This is a genomic window from Actinomyces timonensis DSM 23838, assembly GCF_000295095.1.
GTDB classification, from domain to species: Bacteria; Actinomycetota; Actinomycetes; order Actinomycetales; family Actinomycetaceae; genus Actinomyces; species Actinomyces timonensis.
On the sequence record NZ_JH806632.1, the window covers coordinates 579,118 to 585,664 of the forward strand.

General features: G+C 72.6%; 6 protein-coding genes. 4 read left to right on the forward strand and 2 right to left on the reverse strand.

The window, feature by feature from the left end; genetic code table 11:
- Nucleotides 1-12 precede the first annotated feature (12 nt).
- Complete coding sequence (locus A1QA_RS0102650; RefSeq protein WP_017177382.1) at nt 13-1,005, reverse strand: phosphotriesterase family protein; 993 nt, start codon at nt 1,003-1,005, stop codon at nt 13-15.
- A gap of 201 nt (nt 1,006-1,206) precedes the next feature.
- Between A1QA_RS0102650 and A1QA_RS0102655 the strand changes: the two genes are divergently transcribed.
- From A1QA_RS0102655 to disA, 4 genes are all read left to right on the forward strand, one after another.
- On the forward strand, nt 1,207-2,178 hold the full coding sequence (locus A1QA_RS0102655) for a sugar-binding transcriptional regulator (RefSeq protein WP_017177383.1): 972 nt from the start codon (nt 1,207-1,209) through the stop codon (nt 2,176-2,178).
- A 236-nt stretch (nt 2,179-2,414) separates the two neighbouring features.
- Entirely contained in the window at nt 2,415-2,900 is a 486-nt protein-coding gene (locus A1QA_RS0102660; protein ID WP_026048631.1) for a hypothetical protein, read from the forward strand.
- Nucleotides 2,901-3,048: 148 nt separating this feature from the next.
- Nucleotides 3,049-4,470: a DNA repair protein RadA gene (gene radA / locus A1QA_RS0102665; RefSeq protein WP_017177384.1), complete on the forward strand. Its 1,422-nt coding sequence runs from the start codon at nt 3,049-3,051 to the stop codon at nt 4,468-4,470.
- Between the two features lie 184 nt (nt 4,471-4,654).
- Nucleotides 4,655-5,716, forward strand: coding sequence for a DNA integrity scanning diadenylate cyclase DisA (gene disA, locus A1QA_RS0102670; RefSeq protein ID WP_017177385.1), 1,062 nt, complete (start codon nt 4,655-4,657; stop codon nt 5,714-5,716).
- 15 nt (nt 5,717-5,731) lie between these two features.
- On the opposite strand, the gene A1QA_RS16125 is transcribed toward disA, so the two are convergent.
- A partial coding sequence (locus A1QA_RS16125) for a hypothetical protein (RefSeq protein ID WP_017177386.1) occupies nt 5,732-6,547 on the reverse strand: 816 nt, incomplete at its 5' end.

Genomic DNA, 6,547 nt, shown 5'->3' on the forward strand with positions numbered 1-6,547 from the left:
CCACTCCCCCGTTCAGCCCGCGAGGGGCTCGAAGGCGAAGAAGGTCGCCGCGTTGTTCACCAGGAGGTCCTGGACGTAGGCGGGGTCGACGCCCTCGTCGTCGATGAGGCGCGGGCAGAAGACGGCGGGGTCGTAGTCGATGCCGGAGACGGAGCCGTAGGCCTTCTGGTAGGAGGCCTTGCCGGAGTCGGTGCCCAGCAGGATCTGCTTGCCGTAGCCCTTGTCCCCCAGGGCCTTGATGAGGTTGACGCGGGCGTTGTCGGGCACGTACTTGATGCGGTTGGTGCCGTCGAGCTCCACATAGGCGCCGAGCTTGGTGATCTGCTCGTGGATCCACGGGTCCCAGTTGCGCTGGATGTGGCCGATGGCGATCTTCTCGGGGGCGACGCCGTGCTCGACGAGGAAGCGGGCCTGCTCCGGGCCGCAGGTACCGGCGGTGACGTGGGTGTTGACGGGGGCGCCGGTCTCCTTGGAGGCGATGGCGACGGCCTCACCGGTCTTGACCTCCCAGTCGGTGATCCTGCCGTAGGCGGTGGCCCATTTGATGCAGCCGGCCTTGATGTCGGTGCGCTTGACGAGGGGGCCCATGTAGTCGTTGGCGTCGACGCCCTCGACGATATCGGCGATGAGCAGGTCGGCGATCTCGGTGACCGTGTACTGGTTGACCCAGGACTGGCGCCACTCCAGATAGACCTTCTGCTGGTGGAAGCCGGTGGCCTGGATGACCTGGAGGTCGGAGACGCGGTCGACGACGTCGCGCAGCTTGAGCACGCCGCGCCCCGAAGAGGCCGGGCACATGTCGACGATCGTTGCCGAGGGGGCGAAGCGCTTGGAGGCGGTCACGAAGGAGGTGGCCTCCTGGACGGCCTTGTCCTCGTCGATGAGGAGGTGGTCGGGGTCGATGTAGACCTCGCCGGCGCCGACGCGGATGAGGTGGTCGTGGGCGTTGACGACGCCGAGGGTGGAGGCGTCGACGTCGCCGTGGATGGTGCGGACGATGCTCATGCGGGTTCTCCTTCGAACGGGTCGCGCGGGACGCGCGGCTGGCATGAACGAACGTAGGAGCCGCCCAGCAGGGGCCGAATCGGAGCGGTGAGCATATGTTCACACCCCTCGATGCGGGCTCCGGCTGGCGCTTCCTAGAATCGCGGCATGGGCCGAGGAAACGGCGTCCACTCCTATCCCTGCTGAGTCGAGGAGGAACATATGTGCCCCGGCGCCAGTCGATCCCGGCTGTCCCTGCTGCTCGACGTCGCCCGCCTGTACTGGGAGGACGGGCTCGACCAGGCCGCCGTCGCCTCCCGCCTGGGTTACTCGCGGCCCACGGTCTCCCGGATGCTCGCCGAGGCCCGCCGCGAGGGCGTCGTGACGATCACCGTCGCCCACCCGATCGAGCGGCTCATGGGGCTCGAGGAGGACCTGTTGAGGACCTTCAGCCTCAAGCACGCGCGGGTCTGCGAGGCGCGCCCCGCGGACGAGCACGGCGTGAGCGCTGAGCTGGCGCGCTCAGCCGGGCAGCTCCTCGAGGAGCATGTGGGGCGGCGCTGCGTCGTCGCCGTGTCCAACGGGCGCGCGGTCGGGGCGGTCGCGCACCACTTGCCGGAGCAGATCTGGCCGGACTCGATGGTGGTGGCGATGGTGGGCAGCGCTGGGGACTCCTTCAACCTGGAGGACGGCCCCAATATCTCCCGCTCCATGGCCCTGCGCCTGGGCGGGCACTACCGCAATCTCACTGTCCCGCTCGTCTTCGACTCCCTGGCCATGGCCACGGGCATGCGCCAGGAGGAGCAGGTCTCGACGACGATCGAGCTCGCCGCACGCTCGGACGCGGCCCTCACCGGCATCGGCGCCGTCGGGGATGGGCTGGGGGTGAGCCCGCTGCTGCGGCGGTGGATGACGCCGGAGGTGGTGGCCGAGTGCCGGGCCAAGGGCGTCGTCGCGCATATCTGCGGGCACCACCTCGATGCCGAGGGCCGCCATGTGCATACCGCGATCTGCGAGCGCACCCTGTGCCTGGGCCTGGAGCGCCTGGCGGATATCCCGCTGGTCATCGGGGTGGCCGCGGGGGCTGACAAGACGACGGCGATCCTGGCGGCCCTGCGGTCCGGCTACCTCTCCGCCCTGGCGACCGACGAGCCGACCGCCCGCGCGGTGCTGGCGCTGGCCCGCGCGCGATGAGCGGCGGCGCGGTCCCCGCATAAGGGAAGGGCCGCCCCGGGCATGGGGCCAGGGAGCCGTCCCCATGGCGAGGGGTCGCCCGAGGCCTGCGGCGCCTCACATACTTGGTCGAGCCCAATCCCCATCCCACCAGTAGAAAGCCATGTCACAGCAGGTAGCGCCCCAGGAGAGCAACCAGTCCGCGAGCGAGAGCGGCGAGAGCAAGGACGTCCACTCCTACCTTCTACATCCCCCTCATGATCGTCGGCGGGCTCATCGGAGCCGCCTGCTGCGTCGGCCTGTACTTCGCGATCGGCAACGCCCTCCCCTGGCTGCGCAAGATCCCGATCATCATCCTCATCTTCCCGGCCCTGGTCATCATCGGGCTCCTGTCCGCCGCCGACACCGCCATCGCTAAGCGCTCGCCCTCTCTCATGCGCGCCAAGGACAGGCAGCGCCTCGCCCAAGAGCAGGCGGCCCAGGCCGCCCAGGCCGCCGCGGGCCAGGGCTACGGGCAGCCTTTCCCTCAGGCCCCCATGCCCCAGGCAGTGGCGCCGCAGGCGCAGGCGGGCCAGCCACAGGCGCCGGCGATGCAGGCACCGGTGCCCTACGGGCAGCCGATCCCCGGCCCCCAGCAGCCCCAGCCCGCCGCGCAACCGCCGAAGTACGGCCAGTTCAGCCAGTACGGGCAGGCGGCCCAGGGCTACGGCCAAGCCCAGCCCGGCACGCCCACGCAGCGCTGACCGCGCCGCCGCGCTCCCCCCGCCGCCGCGGGTCTCCGCGCTCCCACGCAGTCCCCCGCGGCTGCCCCCGCGGTTCCCGCGCGGGCAGCCGCGAGCAGCCTCGCAAGCGCCCGCCATTCGTGTCAGAGCCCCTCAATACTCTCGGGACATGCCGAGCATCACCGCTGCCACCGCCAAGGCGCCCAAGTCCTCCTACCGCTGCTCCGAGTGCGGCTGGTCGAGTCCCAAGTGGCTGGGCCAGTGCCGGGAGTGCCGCGCCTGGGGGACCCTGGAGGAGGTCGTGGGCGCCGCTCGGCCAGCGGGCTCCGGGGCCTTAAGGGCCGTGCCAGCGGTGCGGCCCGCCTCCCCCGCGCGCCCCATCGGGCAGGTGAGCGCCGAGGAGGCCCGGGCCCGCCCCACCGGCGTCGGCGAGCTGGACCGGGTGCTCGGCGGTGGGATCGTGCCGGGCGCCGTCGTGCTCCTGGCCGGGGAGCCGGGGGTCGGCAAGTCCACCCTCCTGCTCGACGTCGCCGCCAAGGCGGCCGCCGTGGCCCGGCAGCGGGGCGAGGGGCCAGTCCTGTACGTCACCGGGGAGGAGTCCGCCTCGCAGGTGCGCCTGCGCGCCGAGCGCATCGAGGCCATCGACGACGCCCTCCTCCTCGCCTCCGAGACCGAGCTGGGCGCGCTGCTGGGCCACGTGGAGGACGTCTCCCCCTCGCTGCTCGTCGTCGACTCGGTGCAGACGATCGCCTCGGCGGCCGTCGAGGGCTCAGCGGGCGGGGTGACCCAGGTGCGGGCCGTGGCCAGCGCCCTCATCGCCATCGCCAAGGAGCGCGGCATCCCCGTCCTGCTCGTCGGGCACGTGACGAAGGACGGCGGGATCGCCGGGCCGCGCGTGCTGGAGCACCTGGTGGACGTCGTCGCCCAGTTCGAGGGGGACCGCCACGCCCGCCTGCGGCTCCTGCGGGCGGTGAAGAACCGCTATGGGCCCACCGATGAGGTCGGCTGCTTCGACCTCGGCGAGCGCGGCATCGTGGGGCTGGCCGATCCCTCCGGGCTCTTCCTGTCCGCCGCCCGCTCCGAGGTGCCGGGCACCTGCGCCACCGTCACCCTGGAGGGGCGCCGGCCGATGCCCGTGGAGATCCAGGCCCTCGTGGCGGGGACGAGCGCGGGATCGCCGCGCCGCACCACCTCCGGCGTCGATCACGCGCGCGTCGCCATGGGCCTGGCCGTCCTCGCGGCGCGCCTCAAGGTGGACACGTCCAGCTCGGATGTCTACGTCTCCACCGTCGGCGGGGCGCGGGCCGTGGAGCCGGCCACGGACCTGGCGGTGGCGATCGCCATCGTCTCCGCGGCCCAGGGCCTGCCCACACCGCCAGGGCTCGTGGCCTTCGGGGAGGTGGGGCTGACTGGGGAGGTGAGGGCCACCGTCGGCATCCAGCGGCGCCTGGCCGAGGCCGCGCGCCTCGGCTTCGACCGCGCGCTCGTCCCCCTGGCCGGCTCCGAGGAGCTGCGGGAGGTCCCCGGCATGCGCGTGCTGCCCGTGAGCCACGTCGGCGAGGCCGTCGGCGCGGCGCTCCCCCGCCGTTGAGCGGGCTCATCGCCGCAGGCGGGAGGAGGGCCGCGAGGATGGCGCGAAGGCAACAACTCGGCGTCAGAACCCGTGGTCTTCAACACCTTGCCGCAGCGGCCCCCCGACCCGCCACTACGATAGCCGAGGATCAGCCACGACAGCGCCGCTCACCCGTTGGGCGGGCGCCCGACCAGGAGCACTGATGAGCGATACGAGCAGTCTCATGCGTGAGACCCTCTCCCTCGTCGCCCCCGGCACCGAGCTGCGCGCCGGCCTGGAGCGCATCCTGCGCGGCCGCACCGGCGCGATCATCGTCATCGGCTACGACGAGACGGTCGAGGAGATCTCCTCGGGCGGCTTCCAGATCGACGCCGAGCTCTCCGCCGCCCGGCTGCGCGAGCTGTCGAAGATGGACGGCGCCGTCGTCATCGACTCCACCGCCACGCGCATCCGCCGCGCCAACGTCCAGCTCCTGCCCAGCGCCTCGATCGAGACCTCCGAGGCCGGCATGCGCCACCGCACCGCTGAGCGCGTGGCCCGCCAGACCGGCTACCCGGTCATCTCGGTCAGCCAGTCGATGCAGATCATCTCCCTGTACATCGACGGCAGGCGCCGCGTCATCGAGCCCAGCGAGTCGATCCTGGCCCGCGCCAACCAGGCCCTGGCCACCCTCGAGCGCTACACGACGCGCCTGTCCCAGACCACCTCCGGGCTCAACACCCTGGAGATCGAGGACATCGTCTCGGTCCGCGACGTCACCAGCGTCCTGCAGCTGCTCGAGATGGTGCGGCGCATCGCCTCGGATATCGAGGGCTACGTCCTCGAGCTGGGCACCGACGGCCGCCTGCTCGACCTGCAGCTCGAGGAGCTCACGCGCGGCCTCATGGCCGAGCGCGACTTCCTGCTGGCCGACTACCTGCCCGATGGCCTCGAGGTGGCCACGGTGGACGCGCGCCTGAAGTGGGTGGGCTCCCCCGCCCTGCTCGACCTTGCCATGGTGGCCCGCTCGATGAGCCTCGGCGGCCCGGACGGCCAGGAGCTCGACGCCGCCATCTCCCCGCGCGGCCTGCGCCTGCTGTCCAAGATCCCGCGGCTGCCGCTGGTGGCGATCCGCGCTGTCGTCGACCACTGGGGCTCCCTGCAGGGGATCCTCGGGGCGTCGAGCGAGGAGATCGAGGCGGTCGAGGGGATCGGGCCGCGCCGCGCACGCACCCTGCGCGACGGCCTGAGCCGCCTCGCCGAGGTCTCCCTCAACGAGCGCTGAGCCGCCGCGGCCGGCTCACTTGACGACGAAGACCTTCTCGTCGCCGAGGGTGGCGTCACCCAGGCGCAGCTGGAGCTTGTAGACGCCTGTCGTGGCGACGTCGCCGTTGGACTGGGCGGGCGCCAGGGGCGAGGGCGACGGCGTCGGAGTGGCCGAGGGGTCGGTGCTGGCACTGGGATCGGCGCTCGAGGAAGCGCTCGGATCCGCGCTCGGGCTCTCCGTGGGCGTCGCGCTGGGGGACTCCGAGGGGGACGCGCTCGCCGCCTGACCGGTGGCGGTCGCCGTCGGGGCGGCGGGGGCGCACTCGCTCCCACTGCGCCGCCCATCCCAGGTGATGGTGGCGGAGGAGGAGGCGCCGGGCTTGACGAGGAGTTGGCGGCTGTCAGCCGACGGCGAGCACGTGTCCGAGGCCCACACGGGATTCCCGCCGGAGGTGATCGAGGCGCCCAGGGACTGGCTGCCCAGGTCCAGGAGGCAGGCATCCGCGCCATTGTTCGTCACGCTCACCTCGATGCTCATCCCCGCGCCGGAGGCGACCTCCTCGGGCGCGCTGACCGAGACACCGAGGGCATCGGCCGCGCAGGCCTGCGGGGCCGGGTAGGGGGTGACTGTCTGCTCGGCCGCCTGCTGGCGGTCCTGCTCGCGGATCTGGTCGCGGATGGCGTAGGCGCCCTTGACGATGCCGAGAACAACCGCCAGCAGCAGCAGGACGACGGCGCCCAGCAGGACGAGGCGGCGCAGCCAGTAGCGGGGCTGGGCGGGAGGCTGGGGAGCGCGCGCGCCGCGGGGCCCTCGCGGGTCCCGGGGCCGCCCCCACCGCGCGCCGTGCCG